A 15,056-nucleotide genomic window follows, 5' to 3' on the forward strand; every position below is an offset into this window, starting at 1 on the left:
ATATGGCAAAGGATTTGATACTTTTAGTCGATGATGACGGTGCAATCAGAAAAATGTTACGGATTGCCCTGGAGGCAAAAGGGTATAAGACAGTTGAGGCAGTGTCCAAAAAAGAAGCCACAGAATCCATCGCTCTTCATTCTCCAAAATTAGTTTTACTTGATTTACAACTCCCTGATGGTTCTGGTCTTGAGGTCATAAGGGATGTTCGTACATTTTCAGAAGTTCCTTTTATCGTTTTGTCTGTGATGAGTTCTGAGGAAGATAAGATCGCCTTACTTGATTCAGGCGCAGATGATTATATTACAAAACCATTTAGTATGGGAGAACTTCTCGCAAGGATTCGAACTGCTTTGCGTAGGTTACCCATCGAAGAAACACCGACCAATTGGGAAAAAGAAGGTTTGGTTGTTGATTTTGTAAACTATCAAGTCATTAAAAATCAGACTCAGGTTCGGTTGACTCCAACGGAATTTCAGATCCTTACCTTTTTAATTAAAAATGCAGGGAAAGTTATTACTCATGACGTTCTGATTAAAAAGATTTGGGGAGACCAAGCGCTAAATGAAATGAATTCATTAAGAGTACATATTACCCAACTTCGTAAAAAAATTGAAGATTCTCCTAGTGACCCCAGGTTTTTAATTACCGAGCCTGGCGTGGGATATCGCTGGGTAAATCAATAGCCAAAATCTAAAATTTTCGAATCGGATGGAAAAAATTTTATCTTAATAATTTCTTAAGGCAAAATCCAGAATCATAATTCACCAAACATTGTAAGACAGTTTTAAAAATGCTAAATTGATCTTATATGTTAGATCAATTAAATTTTTTTCCCAACTTCTTTTGGAGAAATTCCAAAGTTTTTAGAACCTTTCTTTCATTAACGATTTGTGTATTGACTGTTTTTTCTCAGATCCACGCAGAGGAATTGATTTTAAGCGATAAAAAGGAGAAAATAGAATCTGTTCCTAAAACAATTTATTTACCTAATTCTGTGCAGTTAGGTGGTTTTATAGACTCCTATTATTTGTATAATAGAAACCTTCCAAAAGATACCGAAAGAAATTTTACCACCCAAGGAGTTCGAAACAACGAATTTAATATCAATCTAGCTTATTTGGAAGCAAAAGTAGAAGAAAATAAATACAGAGGAAGACTAGCTTTTCATTGGGGAACATCGGTGAACGCAAATTATGCGGGAGAACTATCTACCGAAAAGTATTCTAATCAAATGTCTGTTAGGAATATACAAGAGGCATATACTGGATTCAAAATTGGAAAAGATACTTGGGTCGACTTAGGTATTTTTTTTGGAAATATTGGTTATGAATCTTGGATCTCCCAAAATAATACAAACTATACACGGGCCTATGCCTTAGATTACGTTCCATATTATTCATCGGGAGTTCGATTGTCACATCAATTCACAGACAAATTAAGTGGGCAGATACAAATCTTAAATGGCTGGCAAAACATTACTGATAATAATAAAGATAAATCATTTGGAAGTCAGTTGAAGTATATTTTTAATCAGCATTTTACTCTAACACTAAATCAATTTGTCGGTAATGAAGCACCTAACTTCGAAAGAAAACAAATGAGATACTACAACAATAGTATTTTTGAATGGACTGTAACCGATCGATTTAAATTGGTAGGCCAGTTTGATATTGGCGCCCAGAAAGCGAAACAAAGTTACATATATGAACCGTGGTTGGCTACTTATGATCCAAGTTTAGGTGAGTATCGTGAAACAACATCAAACGCGTATCGTCAATGGTATCATGGTACCATCTGGGCAAGTTTTTTATTAACACCAGAATATCGATTGAGTTTCCGGGTGGAACGTTTTTACGATCCACTCCAAGTGATGGTGAATACTGGAACTCGGAATGGATTTATGTCTAACGGGTATACAACGACTTTTGATATCCTTTCATATGATCCAGGTTTACTTCGATTTGAATATGTATATCGAAGGTCTGCTGATTCTGTATTTGCCTATCGCGATACATCCACTTCCAAAAAAGAGGATTTTTTCGTCGTAGCATTTTCCATCAAATTTTAAGAAATTGTAAAAGTTTTTTTAGAGAGATAAGGAGAAAAACCGAACCTTTCCGGCTCATTTTGGGTCTAAATTCTGTTCATAGATGTTTCTCCTTATGATACCCGCAGGGAGGGGTTAGTATCCCTGATTTTCTTTTTTTTCTTTCCAAACCGATTCCTTTTCCTAGATTCTCTCCATGTTCTTTCGGTTTCGTTATCCTGTCCTTTTTCTCCTTTTTTTAGGTTTGGTTCAGTCTGATTTCAGCCAAACCCAACCAGCTTCGATAGAATTTTTCACGCCGAGTGGATTTGTCAAACAACCCAAACAGGTGACCGTTCGGTTTACCAAACCTATGGTTGCCCTTGGCGACATCCGACCCAAAGTGGACATCTTCCAAGTCAACTGTCCACTGCAAGGTACAAGCCGATTTTTGGATTCTACAACCTGGGTTTATGAATATGAAAAAGAACTTCCCGGTGGAGTGGAATGTTCCTTCCAACTAAAAGACGGAACAAAAACTTTAAGTGGTGAAGTAGTCCAAGGCGAACGTAAATTTTCATTTCATACGGGTGGACCTTCTGTTTTATACTCTTCTCCCTACCAAGGATCTTCTATTACGGAAGATCAAATTTTTGTTTTGCATTTGGATGCGAAACCAGACCTAAGTTCCTTTCAAAAATATGTATACTTTCGATCTGAGGAATTAGGAAACCGAATTCCAATTGTTCTCATCACAGGTTCAGACAGAAAATCAATTTTAAAATCCACCGGAGATGCAGACAAAGAGGAAACGGTTCTATTAAAATCCAAACAAACTTTTTTGCCGGATAAACAAATTCAATTAGTACTAGGTAAGGGAACTAAGTCTGTTTGGGGTGGTGAAATCCGTGAAGAAGAAGTTCTATCTTTTACGGTAAGACCTGTATTTTCTGTTCGGTTTAGTTGTGAGAGAGTGAATGCAAAAGCAGATTGTATTCCCATCCTTCCCGTTTCGCTTTCATTTAGTTCGGCTGTATCCAGGTCCAGTTTACAAAAAATTAAACTTGTTTCTAAAGATGGAAAAGAATTTCCCATGTCTCCCATTGCTGAGAAAGGAAATGAGTTTTATGAATGGGTAAGTTTTCCTGGGCCATTTCCAGAAAATACCGAATTTGAAATTCGTTTGCCCGAACTTGAGGATGAAACAAACAGGAGTTTATCAAACCAAGCATCCTTTCCATTGAAGTTTAAAACAGATGAGTTTCCGCCTCTTGCAAAGTTTGGTGCCAAATTTGGAATTTTAGAATCGAAAGCCAAACCTGCGTTACCTGTCACTCTCCGAAATTTAGAAGCAAATTTACCTTTAAAATCAATTTCTCTCGGTGTTGGTGGGAAAACTCAAAAGACGATGGATATTTTGGAAATCCAAAAATGGTTTCAAGTTTTAGCAACTAGAGAAAGAGAACAGTCTGTATTTCAAAATCCATCAACTAACACTGGTATCTCCTCTTTTGTACTTCCGAAACCGAATGGGAAAAAACCAATGGAAGTTGTGGGAATTCCTTTGGAAACTCCAGGTTTTTATGTGGTTGAACTTGCCAGTGATGTCCTCGGGAATAACCTTCTTGAAAAAAAGGGAAAGATGTATGTTTCGAGTGCAGCTCTTGTCACAAACCTTTCGGCACATTTTAAATGGGGAAAAGATACTAGTCTTGTTTGGGTGACAAACCTCGACCAAGGTCTACCAGAAGCTGGTGTACAAATTAAAATCTTAGATTGTAAGGGAAACTTACGTGGTGCAGGTATCACAGGAAAAGATGGAACAATGCTTTTTGGGAATTTAAATTTTCAAGAGGTTCCTTATTGCGGTTATCATGAGTTAGGCTCTGGACTTACCATTTTTGTTCAAAAGAATGATGATATTAGTTTTACCTCAAGCACTTGGGACAAAGGGATTGAAAGTTGGCGTTACCAGCTACCCAGTGTCACAACAGGTCATTCCAAAGAAATTAAATCCATCGTTCTTGATCGGACATTGTTTAAAAAAGGAGAAACTGTTCACCTAAAACATGTTCGTCGAGGATTTGGAAATAAAGGACTCATCGCAGCAGATCCCAAAGACAATCCAGAACAGGTGATCATCAAACATGAAGGTTCAGGAGAGTCTTATCCTTTGCCACTGGTTTGGTCGTTTCCTGGACAAGCAGAATCCGAATTTAAAATTCCAAAAACTGCAAAACATGGAACGTACATTGTTTATTATCCCTATTCCAATGAAGATGCAAGTTATGGGGAAACAATCACACAGTTTCGGGTGGAAGAGTTTCGTCTTCCGGTGGTCAAAGGGAATATTCAACTTTCAGGCGAAAAACAGGAGTTAGTCTCTCCAAAAGAGTCTAAAGTTTTATTTGGATTGGAATATCTTTCTGGAGGTGGGGCATCTCACTTTCCTGTGAAAATACGTTCACAAGTGGTCCCAAGTTTTTATTCTCCCAAAGAAGAATACTCAGCTTTTTCTTTTTCACCAGAAACCTTAAAAGAAGGAAAATGGAAAGTGAGTGGTTATGAAGAAGAAGAAGTTGAGGAAACAAAACCAACCGTTTTATCGACTGCACTCAAAACTGATGAAAAGGGATTTTTACAATATACCTTTAGTGGTTTAAAACCAATTCCCGGTTACGGAAAATTCCAAGTAGAAATGGAATATGCGGATCCTTCCGGAGAAATTCAAACTGTATCCAGAAGTTTCCCTGTCTCTCCAGCAGAAGTTCATCTTGGAATATTGCCAGATGGTTGGTTATTTACAGAAGACAACGTAAAACTACAGTTAGTGGCTCTCGATTCAAAAGATAAAATCCTAACTTCACAAAAAATAAAAGTCACCGCTTACAAAAGAGAATTTTATTCCAATCGAAAACGTTTAGTTGGTGGATTTTATGCATACGAACATTATGAAGAAGTAACCAAACTAGGAGAATTTTGCGAAGGTAAAACCGATTCTAAGGGAATTCTCATTTGTGAAGGAAAATCTCCATCAGTAGGTGATATTGTATTTCTTGCAGAAACGAAAGATACAAACGGCAATATTACCAATTCCGGATATAGTGTTTGGGTGAGTTCCAAACAAGAAGCATGGTTTGATGTCAGTGACCACAATCGTATGGACATTTTACCTGAAAAACGTTTGGTTGATGTAGGGGAAACGATTAAAGTTCAAATTCGATCTCCTTTTAGAGAAGCAACAGCTCTTGTGAGTTTAGAAAGAGAAGGTGTTCTTGATTACTTTGTCACACAAGTTTCGGGAAAAGAACCTGTGATTTCCATTCCAATCAAAAAGGAATATGCTCCTAATGTTTTTGTATCGGTATTACTTGTTAGGGGACGTGTAGGTGATCCTAAACCCACAGGACTCGTAGATTTAGCAAAGCCAGGTTACCGTTTAGGTCTTACTATGTTAAAGGTGGGGTCAAAACCGTACACTTTGTCCGTATCTGTGAACCCTGAGAAAAAATTTTATCAGGTAAGAGAAACTGCCAATGTGGAATTAGAAATCAAAACGGCGGAAGGAAAAATTCCTACCGAATCTACCGAAGTCATACTTGCGGTAGTGGATGAAGCACTTCTTGAACTTTCACCAAATCCCACATGGAATTTACTGGATGTGATGATGGGAACAAGACCCCATTCAGTGGGAACTTCAACCGCCCAATCACAGATCATAGGAAAACGCCATTTTGGTCTAAAAGCAAAACCGGAAGGAGGAGGGGGCGGAAAACAGTCCACTCGTTCTCTTTTTGATACCTTAGTGTATTGGAAGGGAAAGGCAATTGTTGGAAAGGATGGAAAACTTAAGTTTAGTTTTCCCCTAAATGATTCCCTGACTAGTTTTCGAATTGTTGCCGTTGCGACATCGGGGGTCAAAGAGTTCGGAACTGGAATGGCCAAAATCCAAACTACCCAAAAAATCCAATCGTTTTCTGGAATACCACCTGTGGTTCGGTTAGGTGATACCCTTCGACACGAAGTGACCCTTCGTAATGCCGGGGAAAGTAAAGAACAACTAAGGTTACGTTTGTCTGTCACAGATTTAAAAAGTGGAGCGGAATCAAAAGAAGATTTAGAAACAAAATCTGCGATTTTGGGTTCTGGAGAAACCAAAGTTGTAGTTTGGGATTTAAATGTTCCTGATAATACGACCAAACGTAAGTTTCATTTGGAAGTTTCTTCTCCGAATGGAACGGTCCTTGACCAATTATCTGTGGAACAAACTGTCCTGCCGGTAGACAAAGAAAGAGTATACCAAGCGGGTCTCTTTTTATATGAAACACCAATTAAAGAATCGGTTCAAGTTCCAGAAGGATCACAACCAAACTCTGGTAAAATGGTCTGGAAGGCCTCGCCAACAATTTTAACAAGTCTTTCAGGAATTCAAACTTATTTCCAGAACTATCCTTACTATTGTATGGAACAACGTGTTTCAAAAGCCATTGGTCTCAAATCCGAATCAATGTGGAATGATGTATTCTCCGATTTAAATTCATTTTTAGATTACGATGGACTCGTAAAATACTTTGCTCGTATGGAATATGGAAGCGAAATTTTGACGGCTTATGTATTAACATCAGCGCAATTAGCCAACAAAAAAATTCCTGAAGAAACTTTGGCAAGGATGATTGCGGGTTTACAAGGATATTTAGAAGGGCGTGTGAAAGGTGAGAGATATAAATTTGGCGCCGATTCCATTGTGAGAAAGATCATTGTTTGGGAAGCATTGACGAGATACCAAACTTTTGAATGGGAACAGGTAAGACCAATCTTTGAAGGTTTGGAATTTTTACCAACTGCCTCTCTCATTGATCTATCAGAAATTTGGGGAAGGGTAAATGGAGGAGATAGTTCGGTTAAATCTCGCCTGACAAGTACACTACGATCTCGACTCAATATTCAAGGATCGGAACTCATCGTGGCAGCTTCTGGTTTCACCAATCCTTGGTGGATTTTGGGTAGTCGTGATTATACAATGGCTAAACTTTTATTATGGTCTTTCTCCGAACCAAGTTATAAAAAAGATATGCCACGTCTTATCAAAGCCTTTGTTAAAATGCAAAAAAAAGGAAGTTACGATACCACACTTGGGAATGCATATTCCATTTTGGTTTTTGATCGTGTGAGTAAACTTTTGGAATCAGAAAAAGTGACTGGTGGAAAACTTAATATCCAATCATCCAAAGAATCATTTAGCCTTGAACCTAACGGAAAACAAACGGTGTCCCAAAATATCGGAACGAATCCTGAATCGGTTGCTGTCAGTTATGATGGAAAAGGCAAACCATGGGTGGAATGGTCTGTAAAATCCATCCTTCCTTTGAAAGCACCCATTTCTAGTGGTTATCGTTTGAAACGAACTTGGGAACCTTTGCAAGTGGCAAAAGCCGGAGTTCTATCAAAAGGAGATACAATCCGAGTCAAAATTGAAATCCAAGCAGATTCTGATAAAACCTGGGTGGTGGTGGAAGATCCGATCCCACCAGGATCCTTACCTTTGGGCCGAGGGTTCGGTCGGGAGTCAATCATCAGCCAAGATGGGAAACCAGGGGATTCTTCCTATTATTTGAGTTTTGAGGAGAAAACTTTGTCTCAGTACAGAGCGTATTTTGAATATCTTCCTAAAGGAACACATACCCTAGAACACAGCTTCCGATTGAACCATGTTGGGACATTCCAAATGCCTTCCACTCGGGTGGAGGCAATGTATTCGCCGGAGACCCATGCGGAGTGGCCGAATGAAACTGTGAGGATTTCGGAAAATCTGGACTAGGAAAAGTTTACGGATAAAGAGGGCCTGGAATTATGACTCTAATGGGTCCGAACCAAGCCCCTCTTTTCCCCATCAGAATCCTTAAAATTGCCTTTTGGTTTACCGTTTTTTTTTATCTATTTTTTCTAATCTTTAATACAAGTTTTACCATCATGGGAGTGGATGTTGGAGACTTCCTGAAACAATACTTAGGTGCTTTTTTTGGGGTATATCTTTCTACCACTTTTAAAGTATTTTCCGTTTCTTTCTTTTTACACCTGACTCTCTTTTCTCTTGTATATCTAACATACCATTTTCTAAAACATTCGGATGTTTCTTGGTATATCTTATCTACTTGGGTAGTAATGATCGAATGTTTTGCCTTGTTCCATTCGATGGTAAGTTTCCCACAAATTTATGGTGAGTTCTTTTTCTTTCGATATCCTTCCTTTGCTCCATTTCTGTATTTTCTCACTGATCACACAAGTCCTACTTACTTTAGTTTTGTTTTGGGAATTCTTATTTTGGGATTTCTTTTAGTTCTCTTGAAACAAATTTACCTTCATAAAAACAAAGAAAGTTTTTTTGCAATATTACATGTGTTAGTTCTGGGACTCGTACATACATCTGGCTATTATATGGTAGGGATTCTTTATTTTGTGATTCTTTTTTGGCAAGGCAAACATTACCAGAGAATCCATATTAAGACTTACGGATTTTTTTCCCTCTTTTTTCTTTTTCTTTATTTGATCCCCAGTATCTGGATAAGGATTGAAGGGGTTACGCGCCCTGAAGCGAAAGGGAAGCCACCTGTTTTTATTATTGCAGCAGACTCTCTTCGTTATGATAAAATTGGGCTTAAACTCGAAGAGAAAAGTATCACACCGAATATCGATTTATTTGCTAACGATAGTTTTGTGTTCCATGACCATCATACCACCATTCCTCGCACTTTCCCTAGTTGGGCGGATTTATTAACCGGACAATATGCAATGAGCCACAAAGTCCGTGATATGTTTCCGTCACCGGAGGAAAAACAAAGGATTGGGTCTTCAGCCTTTTCTACCATCCAACAAAAGTTAAAGGAGATTGGATATCGAAGTTATGCGATAGGAAGTTTTGCTGCTGATATATTCCCTAGAGCCAACTTTGGATTTGATGAGGTACTTGCTCCGAACTTCAATGCTCGCATTATGACGGTGCAACGAACTGCCGAATCACAACTGTTTCTTATGCCTTTTCTCACTGGGTCATGGTTTTCAGGTGGGATGTATTTGGAAGAAATGGATGGATTGTCTACTTGGGGAGATGGGAGTCGCATCTTTGATCGGTTCCAATCAGTTTTAAAACGAGAAGGCAATCAGGCATTTTCTGTAACTTATTTTTCGAGTGTGATTCATTTTCCTTATACCCCGGCCTATCCTTATTATAAAACTTTTACCGATCCAAATTATTATGGTAAGTATAAATATTTAAAATTTGTAGATCCAACTAATTCTAGTACTCCGAACGAAGAAGAAACAAAACAGATTCGTGGGTTGTTTGATAGTGCTGTTTTTGCTTTTGATTCTGAGTTTGGAGATATCATTTCCGAATTAAAAGAAAAAGGAATCTATGATGAATCCATCATCATACTGACAGCAGACCACGGAGAAGCTTTGTATGAAGATGTACATGGGCAAGGACATGGAGAACATTTACGCGGGGAGGCAGTGACTCATGTACCTCTGATCATAAAATTTCCGAAATCGACAAATCATAAAAAGCCAGATCATCAATTTTTCGGAATTACCTCGAGTGTAGATATTTATCCAACATTAATGGATTATTTTGAAATCTCCACCAAACAGGAGTTTCCTGGGAGATCTTTGTTGCCTGTCCTTGGAAAGTCTAATTGGGCTGAGGATCGAATGGTTTATGCAGAAACGGGAATTTGGTTTTCTGATGCAGGGGATCATTTTTTTCAAAAACAAAGAATCCCTTATCCGAATATATTATCCCTGCACCAAGTGGTTCCTGAAGAAGATTACCAAATTATGATCACTGATCCAATGTATAGAGAAACCATTGCTTTTTCAAAACATAGATCTTTACAAAATTCTGATTACAAACTCATTTATATTCCCACACGCCAAGGTGTGCTTTTTGAGTTCTATGATCGAAAAAAAGATCCTTTCAATACAAAGAATCTTTATCCGAACCACCCCATGGCCATAAAAATGAAAGACATGTTGTATCAAATGGTGGTAAAGTGGGAAGATGCATCTCTCGCAGGAGAGTATTTAATACCAAGTTCTTTATCTGATATCAATGAAAATTAAATAGGAAAAAAAAGAGGAAACTATGCCGCAACGTAACGACTTAAAATCAATTTTGATCATCGGATCCGGACCTATCGTCATCGGGCAGGCATGTGAATTTGACTACTCTGGAACACAAGCAACGAAAGCACTGAGGGAAAAAGGGATACGAGTGATCCTCGTAAATTCCAATCCAGCTACAATTATGACGGATCCTGATCTTGCTGATGCAACATACATTGAACCACTGACTGTTCCAGTTTTAGAAAAAATCATCAAAAAAGAAAAACCAGATGCCATCTTACCAACCGTAGGTGGTCAGACAGCACTCAACTTGGCACTCGCCCTTCATCGTGAAGGTGTATTAGAAAAATACAATGTAGAACTTATAGGTGCAAAAGTTGATGCCATTCGAAAAGCAGAAGATCGGGAACTATTTAAACTCGCAATGGAAAAACTGGGTATCCGAGTTGCAAAATCCTTTATGGTATCCGACATGGAGGCGGCAAGGAAAGCAAAAGATGTGATTGGTTATCCGATCATCATTCGGCCAGCATTTACCCTAGGTGGAACTGGTGGAGGAACTTGTTATGATGAAGCGGAGTTTGAAGAGATAACACAAAAAGGACTATCTGCTTCCCCCATCTCGCAGGTATTAGTTGAAGAGTCTGTGATGGGATGGAAAGAGTTTGAGTTAGAGGTTATGAGAGACCTCGCAGACAATGTTGTTATTATATGTTCCATTGAAAATTTGGATCCTATGGGTGTTCACACTGGTGACTCGATTACCGTTGCCCCTCAACAAACTTTGAGTGACAGAGAGTATCAAAAACTTCGTGATATGTCGATTGATATCATTCGAGAAATTGGAGTAGAAACGGGTGGTTCTAATATCCAATTTGCGGTGAATCCAGAAAATGGGGATGTCATTGTCATTGAGATGAACCCACGAGTTTCTAGGTCTTCTGCTTTGGCATCAAAAGCAACAGGATTTCCGATCGCAAAAATTGCAGCACTTCTTTCCATCGGATTTACCTTAGATGAAATTAGGAATGATATTACTCGTGTAACGCCAGCTAGTTTTGAACCATCCATCGATTATGTAGTAACAAAAATCCCTAGATTTGCATTCGAAAAATTCCCTGGTTCCGACCCAACGTTAGGTGTTCAGATGAAGGCCGTTGGAGAAGCAATGGCCATTGGGCGTAACTTCAAAGAAAGTTTTCAAAAAGCACTCAGATCACTGGAAACTGATCGTTTTGGATTTGGAAGTGATGGTTATTTAAAAGAACTTTTGGAATGGGAGTCTGTTCCGAAAGAAGAAAGAAAAACTTGGTTAACGGCAAAGGTAAAACGACCTACAGACAAACGTATTTTCTATGTGAAGATGGCCTTTGATTTTGGAATGAGTGTCGAAGAAATTTTCGACATTTGTAAAATTGATCCTTGGTTCCTTTACCAATTCGAAGAGTTATATCAATTGGAAAATAAATTCCGAAAAGAAGGAAAAGCCATCATTGAAGAAATGAAAAGATCTGGTTTTTCTAATCGCCAACTTGCTTTCCTTTCTAAAGAGGAACAAATTCTTGCGCAAGTTCGAAGTGGTGCAGCGATCGAAATCACAAAGGCCAAAGTAGAAAAAACCCTTCGAGAAGAAGAAGAGGTCATCGAAAAATACTTAGAAGAAAAAAATATCCATCCAGTGTATAAGAGAATTGATACTTGTGCAGGTGAATTCGAAGCATTTACACCTTATATGTATTCTTCTTATGACGAAGAGGATGAAGCTGATGTCACTTCGAAAAAGAAAGTGATGATTCTTGGTGGTGGACCAAACAGAATCGGACAAGGAATTGAGTTTGATTATTGTTGTTGCCATGCTTCCTTCTCATTGCAAGAGGCAGGAGTGGAGTCAATCATGGTAAATTCCAATCCAGAAACAGTTTCTACAGATTACGATACATCCGACAGGTTGTATTTTGAACCATTAAGTCTTGAAGATGTAATGGCAATTTTCAAAAAAGAAAAACCAGATGGTGTGATTGTTCAGTTAGGTGGTCAAACTCCGCTGAAATTAGCAAAGTCATTGGAAAAAAGAGGAGTTCCCATTATGGGAACAAGCCCTGATTCCATTGATAGGGCAGAAGATCGCAAACGATTTGCCGAAGTTTTAGAAAAGCTAAACCTAAAATCGCCTGATAACGGAATTGCTGCTTCTAAAGATAAAGCAAGAGAGATCGCAAGGAAAATTGGTTATCCGGTTCTTGTAAGGCCATCCTATGTTTTGGGTGGAAGAGCCATGCTCATCGTTAATGAAGAATTGGAACTAGATAAATATATGGAAGAAGCAGAAGAGGTATCGGAAGATAGACCGCTTCTAGTAGATTCATTTTTACAAGATGCGATTGAAGTGGATGTGGATGCCTTGTGCGATGGCAAAGATGTATTCATTGCAGGTATAATGGAACATATTGAAGAAGCGGGAATTCACTCGGGTGACTCAGCTTGTGTGTTGCCTCCGCAGTCCATTTCTCAACGTATGTTACAGGAAATTGAAGAAGCGACTTATCGTTTGGCTTTGGAGTTAAATGTAAAAGGTTTAATCAACGTTCAATATGCCATTAAAGAAGAAACTCTTTATGTCCTAGAAGTTAACCCTCGTGCTTCACGAACAGTTCCTTTCGTTGCGAAATCAATCGGTATCCCTGTTGTTAAAATTGCTGTTCGATTGATGTTAGGTGAACCATTGGCATCATTTAAATTGGGAAAACGTTTTTCCGCTCCAATGATTACTGTGAAAGAAGCTGTATTACCATTTAGTAAATTCCCTGGAGTTGATACAATCCTTGGTCCAGAGATGAGGTCTACCGGAGAAGTAATGGGTGTTGCTACGACAAAAGGGGAAGCCTTTGTCAAAGCTCAGATTATGGCAGGTGAAGAACCTCCTAAACATGGAACTGTTTTTGTGACCATCAATGATAAAACTAAAAAAGAATTATTAGAATCAATTCGGTCATTATCAAACTTAGGATATAATATCATTGCAACAGAAGGAACACATAAATTCCTTTCTGATAATGGAATTCTATCTAGTAAAATTAATAAAATCTACGATGGTTATTTCCCGAATGTGATTGATTATATCAAGGAAAAGAAAATTCATCTGATCATTAATACTCCTTTGTCGAGAGTTACGCGTGAGAATGCGTTTACGATCCGACAAGCAGCAATTAAATACAAAGTTCCATGTTTGACAACTGCACAAGCAGCAAAGGCACTCATTCATGGTTTGGTGGAAATGAAGGATAAGGGTTTTTCCGTGAATTCCCTTCAAGAAATTCACGCGAAACACAAAAATAATTAATACTTAAATGGATTTGGATTTTCTAACGAATGTTTGTTTTTTTGTTAGATATCCAAATCCTTTAGCAATGATTCGATTCGTTTTCGATTCACGCCCAAATCTGATTTTCCCAATCTGGATGCTGACCGAAAGTGAAGAAGTTTATTTTTTTCATCAAAATAGAATTCTACATCATCAACATATCTCATGATGAGAGAAGTAAATTCAGTATAAATGTAATTGGAATTTTCCTGGATGATTTTGGTCCGTGGAGATTGTTCTAACCTTTCCTTCAGAATTTTATAAGCTTCAACTAAAGGTTTTTTGTAAGTGACTGGGCTTCGGTAGTGAACAGTGTCCGAAGGATCAGCAAAACTAGTGATGCAATTGGGGGTCGCAGGGCAATTGTTGAGTTTGTCCGTTTTGATTCCTAAGTAGTTTGGTCTTGTTCCTGTGCATCCGACAAAAAGGAAAAAAAAGACAAAAAGGGGCGAGAGAATGATTCGGAGTTTTTGATTCATTGGCTTCGGTTCCTAAAGCGAGTTTCTTTGTATTGGACTGTTCCTTTCTTTCATTGGGGAAAAAAGCGAGTGGGTATAAAAGATAAGTGAGTTACTTTTTGCACTCACTTGCAAAAGAACACCGGTTTCAAAGGAAAGTCAGTTTCCAAATCAAATACAGACTGTCCCAATGGAAACCCCGTTTCCGAAGGAAAATCCCTCCAAATATCACCCCTTCCTACCTGCCAAGGTTGGCTCCCAACAGCGTTTTTTAAGATTCAGAATTCCCTTTCCTATGTATTTTGGCTCCGGTTTCTAGCTTGAACTTTCTTTTTAGTGCTTCGTACTTGGGAGTATTCCGCCTAGAATCTGACTTTGATGTCGTTTGGCTGAGGGAAGGACCGAAACTAAATGAAATATATTCGCAAACTGTGGAAATCTAAAGGAATTGAGAAAAAAAGATGGACAAAGTATGGTAAAAGTATTTTTATAAAACAATCGTTAGATATAAAAGGATCTCTCTTTTATGCCTAAGATAGTCGATCACGATCTTTACCGAGCTGAACTTTTGGCAAAGTGTATGCCCATTTTTGTGACAAAAGGGGTCTCCTCTGTTTCGATGCGTGAATTATCAAAGGAACTTGGTGTTTCAACGGGAACTCTTTACCATTACTTTCCAACGAAAGAGATTCTCTTTGAGTCCATGGTAAAACAACTCGTTGCTATCGATGAAAAAGAGATTACGGAACTTTCAGAAAGTCACACGGGGCTTGCTGATATTATGGCTTTTGTTGCGAAACGCGAAGGGCATTTTATCAACCTAATGTTTCTGGCAGTGGATGTTAAGCGACACTTGAGTGAATCAAGTGAACTTATGCAACTAGTGGAAGATTCATTTACTTCGTATCGAACGGCTTTGGATCGATTCTTTCCAACCAATGCAAAAACAAATAGTGGAAAGGCATTTCTGTCATTTTTTTTGGGAGCTTTATTTTTGAAAAATAACGCAACAGAAGATACTAACTGGCCAGAACTTTTTGAAGGTTTGGAGAACCTAATGGTATTGTTTCAAAGCAAAGATTAAGGA

Annotated in this window: 7 protein-coding genes; 6 read left to right on the forward strand and 1 reads right to left on the reverse strand. The window is 38.3% G+C overall.

Annotation, left to right across the window (positions count from 1 at the left end; all coding sequences use genetic code 11):
• Positions 1-2 precede the first annotated feature (2 nt).
• From EHQ47_RS05915 to carB, 5 genes are all read left to right on the forward strand, one after another.
• Positions 3-686: a response regulator gene (locus EHQ47_RS05915; protein WP_135776768.1), complete on the forward strand. Its 684-nt coding sequence runs from the start codon at positions 3-5 to the stop codon at positions 684-686.
• 125 nt (positions 687-811) lie between these two features.
• On the forward strand, positions 812-2,071 hold the full coding sequence (locus EHQ47_RS05920) for a porin (protein ID WP_135776769.1): 1,260 nt from the start codon (positions 812-814) through the stop codon (positions 2,069-2,071).
• A gap of 175 nt (positions 2,072-2,246) precedes the next feature.
• Positions 2,247-7,847, forward strand: coding sequence for an alpha-2-macroglobulin family protein (locus tag EHQ47_RS05925; RefSeq protein WP_135776770.1), 5,601 nt, complete (start codon positions 2,247-2,249; stop codon positions 7,845-7,847).
• Between the two features lie 41 nt (positions 7,848-7,888).
• Positions 7,889-10,147 carry a sulfatase family protein gene (locus EHQ47_RS05930; protein ID WP_135776880.1) on the forward strand — a complete coding sequence of 753 codons (2,259 nt, stop codon included), beginning with the start codon at positions 7,889-7,891 and terminating at the stop codon, positions 10,145-10,147.
• A 22-nt stretch (positions 10,148-10,169) separates the two neighbouring features.
• Entirely contained in the window at positions 10,170-13,490 is a 3,321-nt protein-coding gene (gene carB / locus EHQ47_RS05935; RefSeq protein WP_135750002.1) for a carbamoyl-phosphate synthase large subunit, read from the forward strand.
• Positions 13,491-13,534: 44 nt separating this feature from the next.
• Here carB and EHQ47_RS05940 read toward each other — a convergent pair whose 3' ends face one another.
• Positions 13,535-13,990 (reverse strand): DUF1499 domain-containing protein, encoded by a 456-nt coding sequence (locus EHQ47_RS05940; protein WP_135776771.1) that lies wholly within the window; start codon positions 13,988-13,990, stop codon positions 13,535-13,537.
• Between the two features lie 559 nt (positions 13,991-14,549).
• Between EHQ47_RS05940 and EHQ47_RS05945 the strand changes: the two genes are divergently transcribed.
• Entirely contained in the window at positions 14,550-15,053 is a 504-nt protein-coding gene (locus EHQ47_RS05945) for a TetR/AcrR family transcriptional regulator (RefSeq protein WP_135776881.1), read from the forward strand.
• Positions 15,054-15,056: the final 3 nt, after the last annotated feature.

The sequence above is a fragment of the Leptospira bourretii genome (assembly GCF_004770145.1).
In the GTDB taxonomy this organism is placed as follows: Bacteria; Spirochaetota; Leptospiria; order Leptospirales; family Leptospiraceae; genus Leptospira_A; species Leptospira_A bourretii.

Bases quoted from the DNA above. Each gene is read 5' to 3' on its own strand.
- EHQ47_RS05925 (WP_135776770.1), top strand. From the start codon at position 2,247: ATGTTCTTTCGGTTTCGTTATCCTGTCCTTTTTCTCCTTTTTTTAGGT.
- EHQ47_RS05945 (WP_135776881.1), top strand. From the start codon at position 14,550: ATGCCCATTTTTGTGACAAAAGGGGTCTCCTCTGTTTCGATGCGTGAA.
- EHQ47_RS05930 (WP_135776880.1), top strand. From the start codon at position 7,889: ATGGGTCCGAACCAAGCCCCTCTTTTCCCCATCAGAATCCTTAAAATT.
- carB (WP_135750002.1), top strand. From the start codon at position 10,170: ATGCCGCAACGTAACGACTTAAAATCAATTTTGATCATCGGATCCGGA.
- EHQ47_RS05915 (WP_135776768.1), top strand. From the start codon at position 3: ATGGCAAAGGATTTGATACTTTTAGTCGATGATGACGGTGCAATCAGA.
- EHQ47_RS05920 (WP_135776769.1), top strand. From the start codon at position 812: ATGTTAGATCAATTAAATTTTTTTCCCAACTTCTTTTGGAGAAATTCC.
- EHQ47_RS05940 (WP_135776771.1), bottom strand. From the start codon at position 13,990: ATGAATCAAAAACTCCGAATCATTCTCTCGCCCCTTTTTGTCTTTTTT.